The organism is Niallia oryzisoli, assembly GCF_036670025.1.
GTDB lineage: Bacteria > Bacillota > Bacilli > Bacillales > Cytobacillaceae > Bacillus_BD > Bacillus_BD oryzisoli.
Window position 1 is genome coordinate 3,026,100 of the sequence record NZ_CP137640.1, and the last position, 21,923, is coordinate 3,048,022.

Annotated in this window: 19 protein-coding genes; 16 read left to right on the forward strand and 3 right to left on the reverse strand. The window is 39.2% G+C overall.

All coding sequences use genetic code 11. The annotated features are described in order from the left end of the window. The first annotated feature begins 8 nt into the window (after positions 1-8). The 7 genes from R4Z09_RS15095 to R4Z09_RS15125 all read left to right on the forward strand — a co-directional run bounded on the left by R4Z09_RS15095 (position 9) and on the right by R4Z09_RS15125 (position 7,925). On the forward strand, positions 9-2,063 hold the full coding sequence (locus R4Z09_RS15095) for a molybdopterin-dependent oxidoreductase (RefSeq protein ID WP_338453072.1): 2,055 nt from the start codon (positions 9-11) through the stop codon (positions 2,061-2,063). A 305-nt stretch (positions 2,064-2,368) separates the two neighbouring features. After that, the gene (locus R4Z09_RS15100) at positions 2,369-2,599 is read left to right on the forward strand and encodes a hypothetical protein (RefSeq protein WP_338453073.1); all 231 of its coding nucleotides are present in this window, start codon (positions 2,369-2,371) and stop codon (positions 2,597-2,599) included. 1 nt (position 2,600) lies between these two features. Then, positions 2,601-3,236: a molecular chaperone TorD family protein gene (locus tag R4Z09_RS15105; protein ID WP_338453074.1), complete on the forward strand. Its 636-nt coding sequence runs from the start codon at positions 2,601-2,603 to the stop codon at positions 3,234-3,236. Beyond that, positions 3,226-5,427 carry a molybdopterin-dependent oxidoreductase gene (locus R4Z09_RS15110; protein ID WP_338453075.1) on the forward strand — a complete coding sequence of 734 codons (2,202 nt, stop codon included), beginning with the start codon at positions 3,226-3,228 and terminating at the stop codon, positions 5,425-5,427. Before R4Z09_RS15105 ends, R4Z09_RS15110 begins: the two co-directional genes overlap by 11 nt. 15 nt (positions 5,428-5,442) lie before the next feature. Further along, on the forward strand, positions 5,443-6,006 hold the full coding sequence (locus R4Z09_RS15115) for a 4Fe-4S dicluster domain-containing protein (RefSeq protein WP_338453076.1): 564 nt from the start codon (positions 5,443-5,445) through the stop codon (positions 6,004-6,006). A 2-nt stretch (positions 6,007-6,008) separates the two neighbouring features. Further along, a complete protein-coding gene (locus tag R4Z09_RS15120) occupies positions 6,009-6,815 on the forward strand; it encodes a dimethyl sulfoxide reductase anchor subunit family protein (RefSeq protein WP_338453077.1) in 807 nt (268 codons plus the stop codon). A 27-nt stretch (positions 6,816-6,842) separates the two neighbouring features. Next, positions 6,843-7,925, forward strand: a complete 1,083-nt coding sequence (locus R4Z09_RS15125) for a 4Fe-4S binding protein (protein WP_338453078.1) — start codon at positions 6,843-6,845, stop codon at positions 7,923-7,925. Between the two features lie 445 nt (positions 7,926-8,370). Here R4Z09_RS15125 and R4Z09_RS15130 read toward each other — a convergent pair whose 3' ends face one another. Further along, positions 8,371-11,778, reverse strand: coding sequence for an SCO7613 C-terminal domain-containing membrane protein (locus tag R4Z09_RS15130; protein WP_338453079.1), 3,408 nt, complete (start codon positions 11,776-11,778; stop codon positions 8,371-8,373). 217 nt (positions 11,779-11,995) lie between these two features. Between R4Z09_RS15130 and R4Z09_RS15135 the strand changes: the two genes are divergently transcribed. Next, the gene (locus tag R4Z09_RS15135) at positions 11,996-12,670 is read left to right on the forward strand and encodes an NAD-dependent epimerase/dehydratase family protein (RefSeq protein ID WP_338453080.1); all 675 of its coding nucleotides are present in this window, start codon (positions 11,996-11,998) and stop codon (positions 12,668-12,670) included. Between the two features lie 9 nt (positions 12,671-12,679). On the opposite strand, the gene R4Z09_RS15140 is transcribed toward R4Z09_RS15135, so the two are convergent. Further along, positions 12,680-12,931 carry a hypothetical protein gene (locus tag R4Z09_RS15140; RefSeq protein ID WP_338453081.1) on the reverse strand — a complete coding sequence of 84 codons (252 nt, stop codon included), beginning with the start codon at positions 12,929-12,931 and terminating at the stop codon, positions 12,680-12,682. Positions 12,932-13,206: 275 nt separating this feature from the next. Between R4Z09_RS15140 and R4Z09_RS15145 the strand changes: the two genes are divergently transcribed. From R4Z09_RS15145 to nadR, 8 genes are all read left to right on the forward strand, one after another. Further along, positions 13,207-13,896, forward strand: coding sequence for an HD domain-containing protein (locus R4Z09_RS15145; protein ID WP_338453082.1), 690 nt, complete (start codon positions 13,207-13,209; stop codon positions 13,894-13,896). 176 nt (positions 13,897-14,072) lie between these two features. Continuing rightward, on the forward strand, positions 14,073-14,864 hold the full coding sequence (locus R4Z09_RS15150) for an NUDIX hydrolase (protein WP_338453083.1): 792 nt from the start codon (positions 14,073-14,075) through the stop codon (positions 14,862-14,864). Positions 14,865-14,931: 67 nt separating this feature from the next. Next, positions 14,932-15,480, forward strand: coding sequence for an isochorismatase family cysteine hydrolase (locus R4Z09_RS15155; protein WP_338453084.1), 549 nt, complete (start codon positions 14,932-14,934; stop codon positions 15,478-15,480). Positions 15,481-15,561: 81 nt separating this feature from the next. Further along, positions 15,562-17,022, forward strand: a complete 1,461-nt coding sequence (locus R4Z09_RS15160; protein ID WP_338453085.1) for a nicotinate phosphoribosyltransferase — start codon at positions 15,562-15,564, stop codon at positions 17,020-17,022. A gap of 23 nt (positions 17,023-17,045) precedes the next feature. Then, the gene (nadD, locus tag R4Z09_RS15165) at positions 17,046-17,651 is read left to right on the forward strand and encodes a nicotinate (nicotinamide) nucleotide adenylyltransferase (protein ID WP_338453086.1); all 606 of its coding nucleotides are present in this window, start codon (positions 17,046-17,048) and stop codon (positions 17,649-17,651) included. Positions 17,652-17,686: 35 nt separating this feature from the next. Then, a complete protein-coding gene (locus R4Z09_RS15170; RefSeq protein WP_338453087.1) occupies positions 17,687-18,559 on the forward strand; it encodes an ADP-ribosylglycohydrolase family protein in 873 nt (290 codons plus the stop codon). Between the two features lie 64 nt (positions 18,560-18,623). Further along, positions 18,624-19,286 (forward strand): nicotinamide riboside transporter PnuC, encoded by a 663-nt coding sequence (gene pnuC, locus R4Z09_RS15175; RefSeq protein ID WP_338453088.1) that lies wholly within the window; start codon positions 18,624-18,626, stop codon positions 19,284-19,286. Between the two features lie 29 nt (positions 19,287-19,315). Next, positions 19,316-20,341, forward strand: coding sequence for a multifunctional transcriptional regulator/nicotinamide-nucleotide adenylyltransferase/ribosylnicotinamide kinase NadR (gene nadR, locus R4Z09_RS15180; protein ID WP_338453089.1), 1,026 nt, complete (start codon positions 19,316-19,318; stop codon positions 20,339-20,341). A 73-nt stretch (positions 20,342-20,414) separates the two neighbouring features. Here nadR and R4Z09_RS15185 read toward each other — a convergent pair whose 3' ends face one another. Continuing rightward, positions 20,415-21,839: a Na+/H+ antiporter NhaC family protein gene (locus R4Z09_RS15185; protein WP_338453090.1), complete on the reverse strand. Its 1,425-nt coding sequence runs from the start codon at positions 21,837-21,839 to the stop codon at positions 20,415-20,417. Positions 21,840-21,923: the final 84 nt, after the last annotated feature.

The window sequence follows — 21,923 nt, forward strand, 5'->3', positions numbered from 1 at the left end:
ATGTATTAATGGACAACACAAATCGTACGACCAGACATGTCTGTCCGCGGAATTGTTATAGTTCCTGCAGCATTCTCGGTTATTCCAAAAATGGTCATTTAGAAAAGGTGACAGGTGATCCGAAACATGGTTATACGAAAGGGTTGCTATGCGCAAAAGGATATAATTATATCAATCAAGTTTATCATCCTGATCGACTTAAATATCCGATGAGACAGTATCCGCGGGGAAGCAGCAATTGGCAGCGAATTTCCTGGTCAGAAGCGATAGAAATCATTACCGATAAAATGATTGAACTGTATGAACGATATGGTTCCCATCTTTCATTAGCTTTAAATAAATACTCAGGTAATATGGGCGTACTACATCACGCGATAGAGGGGTTTTTCAATGGTTTAGGAAAGACCTCAAGAGCTGTAGGGAATCCCTGCTGGGCATCTGGAATGGAAGCTTTATATTACGATTATGGCGGATATCAAACCTCCGATATGGAAGATATCCTTGATGCCGAAACGATTATTCTTTGGGGAGTGAATCCGGTTTGGACGTCGATTCATTCCATGAACTATATCTATGAAGCGCAAAAAAAAGGGGCGAAAGTGATCACTATTGATCCTATTTATACGGAAACGGCGAAAAAATCAGATGCTTTTATCCAAGTGAAGCCTGGAAGTGATGGAGCTCTTGCAGTAGCGATTGCCAAATTTATCGTAGAGCATGAATTATATGATGTTGAATTTATCGAGAATCATACAGTAGGCTGGATCGAGCTAAAAGAGCATATTCAACTGCTATCCATGGAAGATGCATTAAAAGAATGCGGACAAAGGATAGAAGCGATTCAATTTATTGCAGAGAGATTATGTCATCATAAACCGGTTACGATTTGGATTGGTTTTGGTATGCAGAGAAATAAGAAAGGCGGACAAAATATTCGGGCCATCAATGCTTTAGCTGCCATGACTGGAAATATTGGAAAAAAGGGGAGCGGTGTTCAATTTGGACAGCGGGCGACAGAGAAATTTACATTTCAAATTTTGAAATATCGTCAAAATAATGAAGGAGATCAAAAAACGATAAGGCCGATTGATATCAATGATTTTGCTGTAGATGTTCAAAATCAACAAGATCCGCCTGTTAAATTTCTTTGGATCACTTGCAGAAATTTACTGACTCAAAGCTCAAATACCGAGGAGCTGAAAAGGGCGCTTGAGTCGATGGAATTGATAGTGACTGTTGAACATTTTATTACAGAAACGGTCCAAGTCTCTGATATTGTGCTGCCTGCAAAGATGCTATTTGAAGAATGGGAAATCGTGGCCAGCTATTGGCATCATTGGGTCAGTATCAATCAACCTGCTATTGAACCTTACTATGGAAGCAAAAGTGATTTAGAGATTGCACAACTACTATCACAAAAATTAAACGAGTATCAGGATGGTTTTAGTGCATTTCCCACTGATTTAACAGATGAAGAATTTATTGAAAGAGAATTTTCGGAAGAATTCTATGAACAGCTTCATATTAAAAACTGGCGCGAATTATTAAATGGGCCAAGAAGAGTAGATGTCCCTAAAACGGCTTGGAAGGATTTGCATTTCCAAACACCGTCAGGAAAAATTGAGCTTTATTCTACGCAAGCAAAAGAGAATCTATTGTCACCGTTTGGGTTGGATATGATGGAGGATCCTATTGACCATTCCCATTATCCATATACACTATTATTAAATCATGAGCCGTTCCGCATCAATTCACAATTTCAAAATCTAAACTCCTTTAAAGAAATTAACCAAGAGCCCTGTGTGTATTTACATCCATTGCTTGCAAAGGAAAAGGGGATTCTCCGTGATACAATGGTGAAGGTTTTTAATGAAAATGGGTCAGTCATCATTCGAGCAAAATATTCAAATGATGTACATCACCAAACACTATTTATATATCCGAACCATCCCGTCATCAATAAACTCATTACTTTTACACCTTCTGACATGGGACATTTTGTGACAGGGGGGAAAGGGAATGCACTCAATAACTTACATGTAAATATAGAAAGACGATCATAATCAATGGAATGGATGTTGTTTCATAGGTTTGTAACGAAAGTTTGAACAAGCCTGTAGAATATCATCCATTCTTTTTTTCATTTAGACTGCGTCTGCACGAATATACATAAATGAAAGATTTTGCAAAGGAAGTTTTGTGAACAAAGTTTTGTCTAAAATATTGTGAATCTGTGAACATTATTTGACCAGGGGAACGGATTTGCGTTTTCTACACCGTCGAACCATAAAGTTTGTATACACTTATACACTTGCTCACTTTTTAACATGATATTCTGTTTGTAGAAACAGAAGGGAGCCATAAAGATATGAAAACTTTTCTTTTCCTTTTTATGAACATCATATTGGCCGTTTCACTGTTAGGCTGTGAGCAGCAAGCAGAAGAAAGTATAAAAGATAAGATTCAGACTATGCCAAATGAAGAATATGTCGGTGATCCGCATCCTGAGATGAAGAGAGAAATGAAGTTAACGGAAGAAGAAAAAGTAGAATTTGAGACACTTCAGAAGGAAATTCAGTCTAAAAACGAGGTTGAATAATATGACTGCCATACAAGAAACGGTGATGGAACAAGATGAACAATTATTATATTATCAGTTGTTTTGGCATTACTATCGGGGAGATTTACATCAACTGACATCCATACAGTGGAAACAATTGGCCCAGCTATTAAAGGATTCTCATATTTTGGCGTTGAACGACGAAATAGATAAAGCCTTAAAGTTGCTAGGGAATGCGGATGTGACCGCGATTCAAACCTTTCAATATGAGTATAATCGCTTATTTGTCGGCCCTAATCAATTATTAGCTTCTCCATTTGAATCCAGTTATCGGAACTATGAAGGAACCGTTTTGCAGAGGGAAACCTTGAACGTCCGGAACTTTTATCATTATGCGGGGCTACAGGTGGCGCAAGAAGGACAGTTTCCGGATGACCACATCCAATTTGAATTGGAGTTTGTTCTACATGTATTAAGTGATCCAACGATGCAGGATAACCGGCAAATATACAAAATGTTTTTGGAAAAGCATCTCTTGCAATGGGTATTTAAACATTGTGAACGGATTGTACAAAACAGCCAGCATCCCATCACAAACAGTATGGCTGGTTTATTGAAAGAATTTTTACAACTTGAACAAAAGAGGATAGAAGGTGGGGATCAAGATGTTAACTGAAAACTTTTCTCGCCGAACTTTTTTAAAGGGTTCTGCAGCATTAAGTACATTATTAGGACTGGGGGCAATCGGCAGTAAAGCTGCGAAAGGATTGGTTCCAACAGCCCAAGCGGCAGAAAGTAGTAGAATACAGCAGTTTTATAATGCCTGTCCTCGTAATTGCTATGACACCTGTTCCATTGTCACAACAGTCGAGGATGGAAGAATCACGTTTATCACAGGAAATGAAAACAACACGTATACAAAAGGACGACTATGTGTAAAAGGAAATACCTATCCAAGGGTTGTCTATTCTCCTGATCGAATTAAATATCCGATGCGGCAAAAGGGACGCGGTTCTGGTGATTGGGAAAGAATAAGCTGGGATGAGGCTTATACAATCATTGCCAAGAAAATTCTTGAGATCAAAAAAGAGTACGGAAACACGCTGCCAATCTGTCTAAATAAGTATTCTGGTAACTTTAATATTTTAAACTATGCAACAGAAGGAATGCTTTCTAGTATCGGCTATACAACACGAGCACAAGGAACACCTTGTGATCCAGCCGGATCGGATGCACAAGCTTTTGATATGGGAGCAGCTTATAACAATGATCCTGAGCAATTTATGGACGCCGAATATATCATTTTGTGGGGAGCGAATCCTGCTTGGACGTCAGCTCACTCTATGTATTTTATTGAGCAAGCAAAGGAAAAAGGGACGAAGCTCGTGGTGATTGACCCATTAATAACGCAAACCGCTTCTAAGGCAGATGAATTTATTCAAATTAAACCAAGTACAGATGGGGCTCTTGCCCTTGGCATGATTCGTTCTATCATGGACCACCAGTTATTTGATGCAGCATGGGTCAATAACCATTCCGTTGGATTTAATGAATTTGTCTCCTATGTGAAAAAGAACATCACGCTTGAATGGGCATCCGAAAAAACAGGTGTACCGCAGCCCGTAATCGAACGGATTGCCCGTGAATATGCAACGGCAAAGCCTGCTAATATTTGGATCGGGTTTGGAATGCAGCGTCATACGAATGGAGGTTCTATGGTTCGTGCGATCGATGCGCTTGCTGCGATGACCGGCAATATTGGTAAAAGGGGAGGCGGAGTGAATTATATCGGGGAAGAAACATGGGGCTTTAATTACCATACGATGAGCTTTGGCGTGCCAGAAGGAACCGTTGGTGAAGCGGATCGTTATGTGAATATGAACAACTTTGGTGCGCAAGTCCTTGACGCGAATGATCCTCCGATCAAGATGATGTGGATTGCCTGCCGTAATCCGATGGCGCAAGATCCTGAGCCAAATGTTGTCAAAAAGGCATTTGATCAAATGGATTTGGTCGTCACAGCTGATTTGTATATGAATCAAACAGTGGAATATTCGGATATTGTTCTACCTGTCACGACACCATTTGAGACAGTAGGCATCAACGTAAGCTACTGGCATTATTGGATGAATGTGAATGAACAAGCGATCAAACCTTTATATGAAGCGAAGAGTGATTTAGAAATTGCCATGGGACTTTCCAAGAAATTAAATGAGCTGCAGCCAGGTTCCTGTACATTCCCTGTCTCAGGAAATCTAGTAGAATGGGTTGAAAAAGAAATTAACGATGATATTAGGGAGTTATTTGGAGTCAAAAGTTGGGACGAATTACGAAAAAATGGAGGGACCGTGAAGGCGAATGAAAAGGTCACCGTTGCCTGGGAAGACCTTAACTTCAGAACGCCATCCGGCAAATATGAATTTTATTCAGAAAAGGCTGTGGAATATGGTCACCATCCACTTCCGGTGTTTGTAGAGGAGTACAAAGCACCCGCAGAATATCCGATTCGTGCCATCTCTCCACACTGGAAATTAGGCATTCATAGTCAATTTCAACATACGGATTGGTTAATGGCCATTCAAGATCATCCATTTGTTGAAATACATCCTGCTTTAGCGAAAAAATACTATATTCAAGATAATGATCTTGTTCATGTCAAAAATGAAGCAGGCTATTTAACACTGCCAGCCAAATTGACGAAGACCATCCCAACGGATACAGTCGTGATGTATGAGGGCTGGTGGAAAGATGTTAATTATACAGAAAACTTTAATGTGAAGGCAATCCCTTCAGATATGGGTGATTTCCAGTCAGGTCAGCGGGGAATCGCCTTCCATGATAATTTTGTCAAAATCGAGAAAGCGTAAGAAGGAGGGGATATCATGGCGAAAAAACTAGGTTTTTTAGTGAATATTGATCGTTGTGTCGGCTGCCATGCCTGCGAAATCTCTTGTAAAAGCTTTTATCAGCTCGAACCCCAGATGAGACGGAGAACCGTTCGGGAACTGCCGGAAGATTTAGTAGGCTCTCTAGTCCGTGCTTTTTTATCAACAGCCTGTAACCATTGTGATGAGCCTACCTGTAAAAAGGCTTGTCCGGTTGGAGCCTATACGAAGCGTGAAGAAGATGGAATTGTTGTTCATAATCAGGAGCTTTGCATTGGTTGTCAAATGTGTAGAAAGGCATGTCCATTTGGGGTTCCCCAATACAATCCAGTTAAGAAAAAAATGGATAAGTGCAGCATGTGTTACGAACGTCTGGACGTCGGGGAATCCCCCATTTGTGTTTCGAAGTGTCCAATGGAGGCAATTGAAATCGTTGATTATAATGAAGTTCAGCCTATAGGCACGGTGAGCGTGGTGCCGACCTTTGCCGATCAGTCCATTACTCACCCAACGACACAATTTATTTTGCCAAAACCAGGCAAACAGATTAGGAGGGCTTAATAATGCATGATCTTCCACTCGTGATCTTTACCATTTTATCACAGCTCATTCTAGGCGGATTTGTGACACTTTGGTGGTTGGATCGAAAATATGGTGGTATCTCACAAAAAACAGGGTTATTGATTTCAATATCGTTTCTCATACTGGGTGGCATATCCCTTCTCGTATCAATGCTTCATTTAGGTCAACCGTTCCATGCTTATCGCGCGATTCTAAATTTCGGTGTTTCCTGGTTAAGTCGTGAGGTAACGTTCTATGGCGCATTCATTGGATTGATTCTATTTTATACATGGTTTTGGTATAAGGATGATGGATCAAAACGGGGTCTAATTGGCTGGATTACTGCGATTATTGGCGTTATCGCCATCTTCTCATCTGCTAAAATTTATATGATCCCATCCATTCCGGCATGGAATGGAGTCAATACTCTTTTCGCCTTCTTTTTAACATCGCTCTTATTAGGACCTCTATATGTGGCTGCCATTTTAGCCATAAGAAACGAATTAGGAGTGAATATTTCAGGGATTTCGATTTCGGCACTAATTGTAACTGCAGTGGTGATGGTTGTTTATTTTTCATCCTTGTTTGCCGGTCTGCCTGAGGCCGTTGAAACAGCTAAATTAACGTTTAAACATATCTTGTTTTGGATTCGGATTGTAACGTTTGTGACAGCCTTTCTTTTATTAGGTTTATCCTATAGAACTAGTAAATGGCGTTCTGTAAAAATTTATTCTGCGGCATTTTCTGTTTTATTAGTCAGTGAATTTTTAGGTAGATTTCTATTCTATGAAACAGCAATTCATTTGTAAGTACTAGTTTATGGGGGGTGGGTCAAGATGGATTTATTTAAATGGGTAAATGTATTGGATAAAAAAATGACGTCAATAAGTGTGGAACCCAATCTATGTACACATTTGATTTCACCGAAAAGCACATGTCAGAGCTGTGTCAAATACTGTCCAACAAAGAGTATTACTTTTACAAAAAAGCAAATTCAAATGGATGAAAATTGTCTGGAGTGCGGTCTATGTTCAACTGTGTGTCCGACCAATGCCCTGTTATTTACCCGTCCTCCGCTTAAACAAGTCATTTCTGAACTTGTTCATCAATGTGAACAACAGGAAAAAGTGTATTTACATTGTGAAAAAATGCCGGTTTCAGATCGAAATGTGACAAGTATATCGGTGCAATGTTTAGGGATGATTCCAAGAGAAGCGTGGGTTACCGTGCTTAATAAGTGCAAAAATCTTACAATCTATCATTCTGATACAGGTTGTTCGAGCTGTGAAATCACAACAGGTGAAAGGGTTTGGAAGCAAGAGCTTCATGCTGCCGAAAAGATAGCGGGTTCTTCGATAGAGATTTCATCCGCGATTAAGCATTCAATGAAAAAGGAACAGTATGATAAAGATCGGCGCGCCTTCCTCTCAAACTTTTTTACTGAAATCAAAGCAACGAATAAACTTGCCTTTAGAGAACTATTAGGGAGTCCCGAGGTTCAATCCTATCAAGAAAAATTACAAGTTAATTCTCTTTCAAAAATAAAAAGAGAGTGGGAGGAAGTATCCAACCAAATTTTTGAAAAGATGACCAATGAGTCTGTTTATCCTTATATGAATAAACGGGTACTCTTGCTAGCTGAATTGCAGGTAAATGAAGATTTACAAAGGCAAGAGGATATCAGGCTTCCAGCGATTTCATCCTATTGCAGCTTTTGTGGTGCTTGTACCATTCTATGTCCAACAGATGCTTTGAAAATGGAAACGGTGAATAATTGTCAATCCATCACGCTTCAGCCTTCTAAATGTGTAAACTGTTCTTTGTGCGAAGAGATATGTTTTACTAAAAGCATTGTTTTGGAACCACAACAAAATAGAAGCCTTCTTAAAGAGACAGTAACAGTTGCACAAAATGGGTAAACTGCACCAGACTTTCTTTTAAAAATTATGAAAAGTATAGAAGAGAAGGACATTACCTAAAATTTGTAATATCCTTTTCTTCTTAAATACTCTGTAAAAAGAAGGTGGAGAAGCAAGAGAACCTGACCTAAGCCTTCTGCACCTTAATCCGATAACTATCTTAAAGTAAAGAAAATGATATTTCTGTAAAATATTGCCTCTGTTTTTACAGAATTATACGAATATGATAAGAAATTGTTATGTTAATTAAAGTGGCTAATATCTTATAGTAATATTTCTTCTATATAATAAGAGACAGATGGTTGGTAAGCCATTGAGATATTCCTTCTTAGAAAAGTAAAAGATCAACCAGATTTCCTTTCTGGTTGATCTTTTTTGTGCGTTTTTCAAGTTTTATTGATAGTTCTGGGTTTACAAGTGAGAAGGGGTTCCCGACATTTAATTCTTAATCCCAATCCTTAAATTTTTGCATGATTTGTTCTTTTTTTCTTTGGAAAAATGACTTTTTACTGTTGTCTTTTCTTTGCTTTTGCCATTCGTAAGAGCTCGCAAAACCAATCAGGGTTAGACCGGCGATGATCAGGTAGCCCCACCATGGGAAGTTGCCCCAAAATGGTCTTGTTTGCAATAGGACATTTAGCAATAATACGCTGATACCAGTAAAGAAATAGGCTTTAATACGGAATTGCATACCGCTTATTATAGAAGCTAAAGATAGTACCCCGATAATCAGAGCATCATATATCGTATTGCTGTACAAGGCATCAGTTACTAGAGTGATCGTAACAATCAGAAGCACAACTAATTGAATGATCCTCATGACCTTTTTATAATCTTTCCACGTATTCCTGCTTAAATAGATGGTTAACAGGATAAATGGCAGTGTATACAGCTCCGTTTCAATGTATTGGTTAATTTCAAATTCTGCTAGCGTAACATAGTACGGTAACAATATGGAAATAGCCGTGATCGTTTTTACAATCATTTTTACTATTAACGCTTCAAACCGATTGATCATGCTATAAAAATAATAAACAACCAATAGAGAAGGTAAGAGTTTTACCCATAATGGATCGGTGCCAGGAATAATGATAAACAACATCAATACATAGATACTAGCAATTAAGGTGTACCAGTCAATCTGCAGCGGTTTAAACGAAACTAACAGTTTAAAGCCATAACGACCAAATAGATGGAGTGCCAAAAAGACTGCTAAGACAAGGCCAAATTGCATCCATTTTTCAAGAAAAGTGAGAGTAACGGAAATGTAAATGGTAGCTAGCAATAATGGTATGATCGTAAATAGCTTCCATTTTCTTCGATGCAGTAAATATAAAGTGAAAACAGTATATAAAGCTACTAAAACTAGATTGGCAAAGTTCAACTCTTCTGTAAACGGAATAAAAATGACTAATCCTAAGCATGATTGTGGAATCAGGTACCAATCCATCCGTTTTTTCCATGCTTCGTTTCCGATCAGCCATAATATGGAAATGATCCCGGTAACGATTAAAAATAAATGCTCGCCATAGAATAGAATGTCCCAATGATAAAAGCTGATCGTGATATAAATGATAAATGGAAGGACAGTAAATCCTAAATATAAGAATAATCTTTTTTCCCATTCATTTACTCGACTTAATGTACTAAAAATATATGGTACTAATCCAAGCAGCAGGATGGATGGCTGTAATTCGGCAAAGAAAATATAAAAGATCGCAACAAGCAGGACCGGTACTAAAAAGGCATGTGCCGTCCAGAAGTAATACGGCCTTAATTCTTTAACCTTTCTACCAACGATTTCATAGACTCCTAACAGAATGATTGGAATGAGCAAAAAGTGCATAACAGCTAATGTGTTATGATTTTCAAGCCCAAATACATGGGCCAGGGATGCTAAAAAAGCAATTGATGTAACACTGACTAATGTCCACAACCCTAGGTGCTTTACTTTGTATACAAGTAAAACATAGATTGCGATTCCAACAGCATATATGGATGATGTCAGAAAAGGATGTTCATAGCCTTCTAACAGAGTTGAAAGCATCCCAAATGTATAAAGCGTTACGGCTGTATAAAACGTGCTCAAATCTAATGCCTGCTGGATTCTCGATTTCCAAACATAGCTTATTGTAAATAAAAGCAGTCCGCCAATCGCTAAATGACCCATGATTTCCACTTGGTAACGGTAAAAAGGAATTTCCCGATCCAGCGTATCAAAAAGACAGATCCATGAGCATCCCCAGCTGACCGAGTATACCCAAGTAGATACTTTCTGCCATTTCTCGTTGATTGGGTATTTAAAGGTCAACAGTGCAATAAGTCCGAATGCGAAAAAGAGAATAGACGCATGCCACAAATCTTCGCTTCCGACAGCAGTAAGAATCATGAGGATCATCGTTGCGATTGAGACGATAAAGCTGCTAGTCTTAACGGGGATTAAATATGTAATGCTGTTTTTTACGTAAAAACCGAAAAACATCAGTGCGGCAATACTAAACAAATATAAATCAACGTAGCTTTCTTCGACCCCTTTAAACAGAATGAAATAGCTTTGCAGCCCGGCTGAAATAAGAAAAATAGGTGCAAAATAGCGGAAAATAAGAGTTTTCGTGATATTTGACAAATAGATGTAATTGAACGCGATTATGATATAGGCTGCAAATAGCACAATCGAATCTTCATCCGAGCGTAACAACAGCCCCTGAATGCTGATAAAAACAAAGGCACAAAAGGAGATAATCGCGCTTGTGATTTGAAAAATCATTTTTAGCTCATTCTCTTTATTTGTATATTTTTGCACCATCAAATAAAGAATTCCAATCAGAGCAACGCCGATATAATTAATATGCTGCAGGAAGGAATTTTCAATTAATTGGTACATTCCATAGACAAAGAGAAGGGTGAAAATATAGTGATAGTACTTCGTTTTATTTACGTAAACCATCGAAATATAAAGTGCTGCCGTAATTAAGAGATTAAAGCTGTAAAAAGTTTCATTTTCATAGAAAAATAATAAAAGTAATGTACTAACAATTAAATTTAATTGCGCGTAAACAGGCAATTCTTTGATAAATAAGGTGAACCTTTGATTATTTTTCCACTTATGAAAGCCGAATAATAGCAGCGCATTATAGAGCATTATTCCGAAGTAGAAAAAATCACGCGGTAAATAGGTCATTCCCAATAAAAAGCCAACCCCGATGGTCGCTGTAAGGTAGGAAAACCAAACAAATAACCTGTGTTTATATTTAGAAGCTAGATAGGCGTACATCGATAAGCAGATTATGCTTCCCATAAAACCTAATAAATATTTTCCCCCGCCATAGAAGGAGAGCCAGCTTCCCAGCAATGCAAAAAAACCGATTGAGATGATGGAGATTGGAAGAAATAAACTGCCCAATGTCATAAAGGCAAAAGCCGTTTTGTGAATATGCAGGTATTTATCCGCAACATAACTGCTGGCAAAAAATACGCCGGATACCATTGAAACGAGTATGACCTTAAACAAATTATTCATCGTGCTCCAGTTACTTGTTCCAAATACTAATCCGCCAATAAAAAGAAGAATGACCCCAAGGATCAGTGCCCAAGAAATATTTCTTTCTCTTATTTGTTCCGGTGTTGGAGCAGTTTTTGTTTTCATTGGTTTCGCTTTTTCTTTGGTGAGCGTTTGTTTCTTACGTGCAGCTTCCTCTAATATGCTTTGTTGTTCGTCCAGCTCTTGTACATACAAAACGTAGGCTTGATTGATTTTTTGAAAGTCTGCTTCATTAATGTAATGGTTTTCCTTTAATTGCTGTAATTCCTCTCTGAACACCTGCCTTCGAGAATAGGGAATTTTATTGTGCATACAATTCGCCTCCTTTTAAGGTTTTCATTCCCTTCCATACAATAGCATTTTATTTCGAAATATTCTCTACATATTTATTATAGCAATCAAAGGGAGTATTGGGTCTTCCATTTTTTCATTTTAGTTGCAGTGTAAGAGTTTTGTTACTATACTTGTAAACTGTCATAGGGAAGAGAAAATAGCAAGAAATAATAAAGAAAGAGAAAGGGGGGTCTTTTTGAAAGAAATTGAGAAAAAGACAGCACTCATTGCCGGAGCAAGCGGGTTGGTTGGCAATGAATTGCTTCATTATTTACTAGAAGGACAGGAATATGAGCGCGTAACCGCCCTTGTTCGGTCCACATTAAACATGAAACATCCAAAGTTAGAGGAAAAAGTCATCCACTTTGATGAAATGGAACAACAAAAAGAAATTTTTGCAGTAGATGATGTGTTTTGCTGTTTAGGAACAACGATCAAAAAAGCAAAGACAAAGGAAGCCATGTACAAGGTGGATGTTGAATATCCTGTTCAAATGGCCAAACTGGCAAATGACAAAGGAGCAAAACGTTTTCTTCTTGTCAGCTCGATGAATGCGAACCCTCATTCCTCCATTTTTTATCCAAAAATAAAGGGAAAGCTTGAAGAGAAAATAAGCGAAATTCCTTTCGAAAGTATCTCGATCATGCGTCCATCCTTACTTTTAGGAGAACGGGACGAATTCCGTTTTGGGGAGCAGGCCGGAGAATTTTTTTATTCTCTTTTTTCGTTCCTTTTTATCGGACCGCTTAGAAAATACAAAGCAATTCAAGGACGCACAGTCGCACTGGCCATGTATAAAATTGCCCAAATGAATAAAAGAGGTATAGACATTTATTCTTCAGAGAAAATAGAACAAATTAGTATGAAGTAAAAGATAATATTATTCAAGCACTAACAAATATTGAACGATATTTGGCGGTATATACGTTACATTTACAACCTTATAGCCGATACTTAAGTGCTGGGACAACGTTTCAGCACAATTTTTCCGTATTGGCTCAGTGGGGGCGTGAAGGCTAGTATGAACACGCAGTACTATATTTGTATTAAATTGACATTGGATAATCATGACATGTCTTCCGGTCCATGCCTGACCAATCATTGTTGGGTGATTTTGGGAAAAATGGCACATTTCTACCCATCCTCTCGAAGAAATATAGGTTATTTTATGAAAAATTAGCTGTTTTTGTTATTTGCAAAACTATAATACTAAAAAGCGGATAATTCTATCATATTGCACTATGTGCTAAGTACACAACATGAAATAAAAAACCTCGCCCAAACACTACAAATATACCTAACTTCAGCTCACGAATAATACAGCTAAATAATGAAAAAATAAGATTCAATTTCTGCTGCTGCTCGAGAAGTTTATAGATAGCACATGAAGATTGAGAGGGATAGTTCATGAGTGACATCGTAGAAGCAACAAAAGGGTTTGTAAAACAGAAGCTGTTAGGTGAAGGTTCCGGCCATGATTGGTGGCATATTGAGCGGGTATATGTAAACAGCCTGAAAATTATGGTTGGCACAACTGAAGTTGTACAGAAGGAAGTTGTCGAACTGGCAGCGCTTCTCCATGATATAGCAGATTGGAAATTCCATAATGGAGATGAAACGATTGGACCAAGGACTGCACGAGAATGGCTGGAATCACAACAGGTTGATGAAAAATTGATCGGCCATGTCTGTCAAATCATAAAAGACGTGTCTTTTAAGGGAGCCGGGGTGCAAACGGTTATGAAAAGTCTTGAGGGACAAATTGTTCAGGATGCTGATCGATTAGACGCAATCGGTGCCATCGGTATTGCACGAACGTTTGCGTACGGCGGCTATAAAAAGAGGGAGTTATTTAATCCCGACATTGAACCGAGCATGCACCGAACAGCAGAGGAATATAAATCACAGCAATCAACCACAATTAATCATTTCTTTGAGAAACTCCTATTACTTAAGGAGCGAATGAATACGCCAGCTGCGAAAGCATTGGCAAGTGAACGGCATCAATACATGGTCAAATTTCTAGAAAAATTCCTGCTCGAAAGCCATCAAGAAAAATCTGTTCATTTTGAAATGATAGCTCAATTTAAAGATTGAAGCACAGGGACGGTTCTCTTGCTTCCATTGGAAGCAAGAGAACCGTCCCTGTGCACTTTAGGAGGGCAGCCTCATTTTTTGGTAAAAAGACCCTTGCATTCCAGGTTAGTTTAGCATATAATAACATTAACAATTAACAAATCGTTAATCAAAATAACAAGAAAGCCGGTGATCCTTTGTCTAGTAATGAAGAGGCTTTAAAACATTATGATTCAAATCTATACCGAACTCCTGACGGGTACACATCGGATATTGCCGTTTTCACGATTATTTCTGAAGAGGTAGGGCCGCATAAGCCGCCAAAGAAGACCTTAAAGCTGATGTTGATTAAACGGGCACTAAAGAATAGTGAAGGACACCCTAATATTGAAGGCGGGAAATGGGCACTTCCAGGCGGTTTTATTCAACCAGAAGAAACAGCCTTCGAAGCAGCAGTCCGCGAACTGGAAGAAGAGACTGGTGTAACCGGAGTCAAAATTAAACATTTCGGGGTTTATGACAAATTAGGCAGAGACCGACGCGGCTGGATCATCTCAAATGTTCATTATGCAATTGTTCCAGAATCCGTTGTAGAAAAAAGAAAAGCGGCAGATGATGCTTCAGAGGTTGAATTGTTTGATATGGATGAACTTAAGCATCTAGAGCTTGCGTTTGATCACGCAAAAATTATCGACGATGCCATTTGGTTTATTAAGAAAGATATGTCTCTTACAACATTGGCGAAGAATTTCCTGCCAAAAGAATTTGTCCTTTCCGAGCTGCAGGGCGTGCTACTGACGGTTTTAGACGAGCCATGGATCAAATTGGATGCTCAGTTTTTCAGAAAAGCACCATCCTTGCCATTTATCGAAAAGGTCGTGTATAACGGAGAACCGAAAAAAACCAATAAATGGTCAAAAGGAAATGCACAGCTCTATACGTTCAATGAGTATGAACCGTTTGTTTCAATCTATAGTGCAAAATATTAGCAGAAATTTTTTTAAGTCATTTGATTAACGTATTGTTAATCGTTAATTATAGAAGGGAGAAATAAACATGAAAAAAGCATTAATTAATATCGATTATACCGTAGATTTTGTCGCAGAACACGGAGCATTAACCTGCGGAGAGCCTGGCCAGGCGATTGAAGAAGCCATTACGAGCCTTACAAAGAAGTTTATTGAAGAAGATCATTTTGTCGTTTTTGCCATTGATGCACACCAGAAGGAAGATCCCTTTCATCCTGAGACCAAGCTTTTTCCGCCTCATAATATCATTGGGACGAAAGGCCGCGACCTATATGGATCATTAAATACTCTTTACGAGAACAATAAGGAAAAAGAATCTGTTTATTGGATGGATAAAACTCGTTATTCTGCCTTTGCAGGAACGGATTTAGAATTGAAGCTGCGGGAACGGGGGATTACCGAGGTCCATTTAGCCGGTGTCTGTACCGATATTTGTATCCTTCATACGGCTGTGGAAGCCTACAACAAAGGCTTTGACATCGTCGTCCACAAACAGGCAGTCGCTAGTTTTAATCCTATCGGTCATGACTGGGCATTACAACATTTTACCTCCTCACTTGGGGCAAAAGTGATTTAATATATCATAAGTTTTTCAATTTTTGTAAAAAATAACATTTTAAAGACGATCGGTTAAAAACAATTGCAGGAGGGATTCAAAATGAAAGCAAATCACATAGATGACAGTTTAGCGCTTCATACAGATTTATACCAAATCAACATGGCAGAGACCTATTGGGAGGATGGTATTCATAATCGAAAAGCCGTATTTGACCTTTATTTTCGCAAAATGCCCTTTGGAAACGGGTTTGCCGTTTTTGCCGGCTTAGAAAAAGTGATCGAATACTTAAATGGACTAAGCTTTACAACATCAGATATAGACTATTTACGGGAACAGGGGTATCAGGAGGACTTTCTTCAGTACTTAAAGGACCTTCGCTTCACTGGGAACCTCCGTTCGATGGAGGAAGGCGAAATTGTTTTTGGCAACGAACCGATTCTCCGCATCGAAGCACCTCTTGCTGAAGCTCAGCTTGTAGAAACAGCTATCTTAAATATCGTCAATTATCAAACATTAATTGCTACAAAAGCAGCACGTATCAAACAGGTAACCGGTAATGATATCCTTATGGAATTTGGCTCAAGACGGGCACAGGAAATGGATGCAGCGGTTTGGGGTGCAAGAGCTGCTATTATTGGCGGATTTGATGCAACCAGTAATGTAAGAGCAGGTAAACTGTTTGGCATTCCAGTAGCCGGTACACACGCCCATTCCTTTGTACAGGCCTATAAAGATGAGTATACCGCGTTTCATAAATACGCCAAAACTCATAAGGACTGCACGTTTTTAGTCGATACTTATGATACGTTAAAATCAGGTGTTCCTACAGCGATTAAGGTTGCAAAAGAATTAGGTGACAGCATTGAATTTAAGGGTATCCGAATTGACAGCGGTGATTTGGCCTACTTGTCAAAAGAAGCGAGAAAAATGCTGGATGAGGCCGGTTTTACTGACACAAAAATCGTGGCTTCAAATGACCTTGATGAACTAACGATTATTAATTTAAAACAAGAAGGTGCAAAAATTGATAGCTGGGGCTTGGGAACGAAGCTGATTACAGCCTTCGATCAGCCTGCACTAGGAGCTGTTTACAAGCTCGTGGCGATTGAAAATGAACAGGGAGAGCTTGAGGATACAATTAAAATTTCCTCAAGTCCGGAAAAGGTTTCAACACCAGGGAAGAAAAGAGTTTATCGGATTATCGATAAAAAGGATCAAAAATCAGAAGGGGACTATATCACATTAGAGAACGAAAATCCGAACGAGGAAAAAAGCCTGCATATGTTCCATCCGGTTCATACGTACATCAGTAAATATGTGTCCAATTTTGAGGCAAGGGAGCTCCATCAGGATATTTTTCAGGATGGAAAATTGATCTATCAACTGCCTGAACTGAAGGACATGAAACAATTTGTCAAAGACAATCTTGCCTTTCTCTGGAATGAATATAAACGTCCATTAAATCCTGAAGAGTATCCTGTCGATCTAAGCCCGAAATGCTGGGAAAATAAAATGGAGAATATTAAGGAAGTCAGAAAAAAGGTTGAAAATCTAAAGTAATTATTCAGGAAGGGAAGACGAACATGGGACGGTATGGAGTGTTTGGTTCTGCATGTGATCCTATTACCATTGGGCACCTTGTCACAATGGAAATGGTGATTGATAGACGAAAGCTGGACGGTATGATTCTCATACCGTCTTCCATTAAACGGAGGGACAAAGGGAGGGAGTTAACCTCTAACGAACATCGGTTGAACATGGCTCGGCTGGCAACTGCTGATAACCCAAAAATTCAAGTAAATACGATCGAAATGGATGCAGAAGGCTGGGAAACCTATACGTATGAAACGATGAAAAAGCTTAAAGAGGAATTTCCAAACGATGAACTAATATTTGTCATGGGAGCAGACAATCTGCAAAATATTGTTGGCTGGCATAAAGGACATGAGTTGATTGAAAGTAACTACTTTATTGTAATGGGGAGAGAAGGCTATGATATGGCAGATATTATCGCTAAGGATTCGTTTCTGATCAAAAATGAACATCGTTTTGACTGCCTGAGTAAAGGAGTTAATATTGAAACAAGTTCAACGCTTATTCGCTCCCGGATTAAAGACGGGTTAAGTGTGCGTTATCTAGTCCCGCAGCCAGCTTTGGAGTATGCATTGGAACACGGGTTATATAGTTAAAAGCTTTTTTCATTAAACTGGTTGAGGTGAACACGATGCTAAACAAAATAAAAGGGGCATTATTCGGATTGGCAATTGGGGATGCTTTAGGCGGCACGACAGAATTTTTAACAAAAGTGGAAATTTCGCAAAAATACGGTGTTGTAAGGGAAATCATCGGCGGAGGCTGCTGGCGGTTAGAAAAAGGAGAAACAACAGACGATACGGCGATGACTGTTGCAGTGGCAAAAGGGATCCTCAAAAACTCAGAAGATCCCATTGAAGCGATTGGAGAGGAGTTCCTCAAATGGTATGAAACAAGACCGAAGGATGTTGGAATGATCATTAGTACAGTACTGGGCACTTTTAATGGCAGCTGGTTTAATAGTGCCGAAAAGGCCCATTATCAATTACTGCAGGAAAGGTCTGCCGGCAACGGTTCTCTCATGAGATGTCTGCCTGTTGCTCTTTTCTATCAGAATTTAAAAAAAGTAGAAACAGTCACAAGGGATCAATCCAACATGACACATTTTGATCCAATGGCAGCTGAAGCATGTGTCATCTATAATCGAATCGCCTTCCATGTACTCCACGGAAAAGCGCTAAAAAAAACTATCCAAGATGAAATAAAAGGGACCATCTATGAATCTTCCATTTCAGGAGAAAAACCAGCCTGCCCGCCGGACGGATTCGTCGTAAACACGATGAAATGGGTTTTATATTGGCTCCTTACTAGCGAATCCTTCTCAGAGGTTGTCATCGGTGCAACCAACGAAGGCCATGACACCGACACAGTTGCCGCCATCGCCGGCGGACTAGCCGGCCTCTCCTGCGGCTACGAAGCCATACCGAACAACTTCAAAAACAAATTGCTCCTAAAACAAGAACTAGAACAACTCGCCTACGAACTGCTGCAAGGACGTAATTGAAGCAGGGGGACGGTTCTCCTGCTTCCAAAATGCATAGGAGAACCCTCTGGAAAGGGATGATGGGATGATAAAACAAGCGTTTAGCAATTGGACCTTATTTGAGAAATCTTGGCTTGTTATTTTCACAGCTATTAATCTATATCTCTTTTATGCCTGGCAGGATTCTGTTCTTGGACTGATTACTTCATTGTCTGGGATGCTTTGTGTCGTACTGGTTGCAAAGGGAAAAATATTTAACTATTATCCCGGCATATTAAATATTTTATTGTATGCCTATCTATCTTACCAGCAGGGGTTTTATGGTGAGGTTGCTTTAAATATCCTTTACTTTTTACCGATGCAGTTAATCGGGCTCCTGTTATGGCAAAAGCATCAATCCGACAAGCAGAACATAAGTGATGTTGCTGTCAGCATGCTAAATAAAAAGTTAAAATTTATTTGGGGAATGATTATTGTCGCAGCAACGGTTCTGTTAGGCTTTGTGCTGCAGAAAATGGGCGGCGCCCAGCCCTATGTAGATGCATCGACCACTATTTTACAAGTAGCTGCCCAATTTTTTATGATTAAAAGATTAGTAGAACAATGGATTACGTGGATTATTGTCGATATGGTTTCAATTTGGATGTGGCTCACCGCTTTTCTAACAACAGGAAATGATGTGACTGTCCTCATCATGTGGATAGCCTATTTGTTTAATGCAATTTACGGATATGTCAATTGGAAATAAATCTATAACAGACAGGAGGGTGCGGCAGAATGACGGTTGGGTTTATCGGAGGGAAATTTTTGCCCTTACACTTAGGCCATGTGTTTGCGATCACGAAGGCAGCGTGTATGGTTGATGAATTGTATGTTATTTTAAGCCATTCTGAAAAAAGGGACCGTTCTCATTGTTCGGCTGGCAAAGTGGATTATATTCCTGCACAAATCCGTCTAAGATGGCTAAGTCAGCTCACAAAAGATATGGAGAATGTTCACGTTCTATCCATTGAAGATGAAGCAGAAAATGATCAAGAATACGATTGGCAGGAGGGAGCCAAGGCCATTCGAAACGCGATTGGCAAGCCGATTGATATCGTATTTAGCTCTGAGCCTGCATATACTCCGATTTTTAAGCAAATTTATCCAGATTCAAAGCAAATCCTATTGGACGAAACACGAGAGCAAATACCTATTTCAGCAACGAAGATTCGAAAGGAAGGGCCTTTTATGCATTGGGACTTCCTGCCGGATATGGTAAAGCCATTTTTTGTAAAAAAGGTCGTCATCGTCGGGACTGAAAGCTGCGGTAAATCGACATTGACTAGATATTTAGCTAAAATTTTTAATACGACCTATGTAGAAGAATACGGTAGAGTGGCTTGTGATGAACTGGGGGGCTGTGACGGGATTCTGCTTCCGGAAGATTTTCAACATATTGCCTACAGCCACAAGCTGCTAGAGCATAAGGCGAGACAAAACGCTAATAAAGTTGTGTTTATCGATACAGAAGCAATTGTAACGCAATACTATTCCAAGCTTTATTGCGATCAGGAACAAATGCTGCTCGATGAAATAAGTAAACTGCAAAAATATGATCTATGGCTATTGCTGGAGCCGGACGTTAAGTGGGTAGATGATGGACTAAGGGTTCATGGAGAACAAAGCGTTAGGGAAGAGAATCATTTAGAACTAAAACAAATGCTGGATCAAAAAGGGATTTCTTATCATGAGATAAAAGGAAATTATGGTGAACGTTTGGGCAGTGCCGTAGAGTTGGTTCGTTCATTAATGAATAGATAGATATATTACCGCAATCAGAGAAAAACTAGCAGGGGTTTTATCGTTTCCACCGAGAAGCAATAAAACCCCTATTTTACATGATTAACGCAGCAACGACATAAAGGGCTGTAGCAATTCCCGCTCCAATAGTAGAGATCTTTAATTTATATTTAGCATACTCAACCAGTTCCATATCTAAGATGGAGGCAGTGGTAATCGTTGTGTCACCTAATGGTGAGGTAATGGCTCCGAATGCACCGCTTGCGAACACAGCGCCAACGGTTAGTGGAATAGAGGCATCTGTTGAAAGCGCCAAAGCAATTCCCAATGGCATAAACAATCCCCAGGTTCCCCAAGAAGAGCCAATAAAATATCCGGCAATGGAGCCAATTAAAAAAATGATTGCCGGAGTCAGGAAACCAGGTAAAAAGGAACCAAGTGTGGAACTAATGAATTCAGAAAAGCCAAGATCCTCGGCAGACAAAGTAAGTGACCAAATCAGGATCAGCAAACTGATGGCCTGCATCATCTGATTGCCGCCGTCGTAAAAATGGTACATAATTTCATTTAATTTCTGCTTCCGCACAAGGTAAAAAACAAATGTGAAGATAAGGGTGATAAACACCGCCAGCAGCATGACAAACGTTGCATCTGCCATAGCAAAGGCATCAAAAATTGTTTTAGCCCCTAAAGACGTTCCATTTTCCCAAAGGAGAAAGAGGGATAAGCCCAAGAGTAAAAAAACAGGGATGATCAAATTCCAAGGCTGAGCTTTGACGAGAGATAATTCTTTCTTGATTCCAGCGCGGTGAAACTCATGCTCTTCCTCGTCAAGCTGCACATGATCGACCTCCTTGCTAAGATGGTTTAATTTTTTCGATGGCCAAATCGTTTGGATGATTCCAATCAACAGCATGACAATAGCATAAAAGTTAAACAAAATACTTAATAGAAAAATCTCATACGGAGACATTCCTAGATTAAGTCCTCTAATGCCGCCTTCTACGAGGGAGACCATAAAGCCGACAAAGGCGGTCGCTACAGGTAAAAGAACAATGACAGATTCTGTAGAAATATCTAGTGTAATTCCAACCTTTTCCTTTTGCAGGTTCATTTTTTTAATCAAAGATTTAACGATAGGTCCAATCATCATGATCCGAAACATCGGCATCATAAAGGTAAATGGCAGGGTAAACCATATGATACCCAGTACACCGCGTTCCGACTTTATTTTGGCACCGATCCATTCAGAAAAGCCTTTGATCCCGCCTGCAATATTCATCATTCCTACTAAACCGCCAAATAAATAAAGAAAGCTTATAATTTTAATATTATCTTTATCGGATAAAGTTGTAACCATATAGGTGATGGATTGCTGTGTTCCGTCCAATAAATCCGCTGTCACAATAATAGAACCCACAAGAAGACCAACAACGAGACCCGGTAAAATATCTTTTAACCATATCGACATCGAAATCACAATTAAAAATGGAATCAGAGAAAGCCATGATTGCTCCAAAATCTCTTCCCCCTACGATTTAAATACACACTATTATAGTATTACCAAATACATAGAGGCATTATTACAGAACCTTCCGAACAA